Source organism: Psychromonas aquatilis (assembly GCF_038155185.1).
GTDB classification, from domain to species: domain Bacteria; phylum Pseudomonadota; class Gammaproteobacteria; order Enterobacterales; family Psychromonadaceae; genus Psychromonas; species Psychromonas aquatilis.
The window spans coordinates 1-218 of the sequence record NZ_JBAKAZ010000359.1; the positions used below are offsets into that span (position 1 = coordinate 1).

1 pseudogene is annotated in these 218 nt (G+C 34.4%); it reads left to right on the top strand.

Annotated features, from left to right (window positions below):
• Positions 1-10: 10 nt before the first annotated feature.
• A pseudogene (locus tag V6256_RS15820) lies at positions 11-218 on the top strand (tryptophan--tRNA ligase); the annotation flags it as partial.

A 218-nucleotide genomic window follows, 5' to 3' on the forward strand; every position in this document is an offset into this window, starting at 1 on the left:
AATGTAGCAGGCAGTCGGTATTGACCCACAAAAAAGCACCCTGTTTATTCAATCTCAAGTACCTGAACATGCAGAATTTTCTTGGATTTTAAACTTTCATACGCAAATGGGTTAATTAAACCGTATGACACAGTTCAAAGATAAATCACAATAATATGTGACGAATATTAATGCTGGTCTATTCAGTTACCCAGTATTAATGGCTGATGATATCTTAT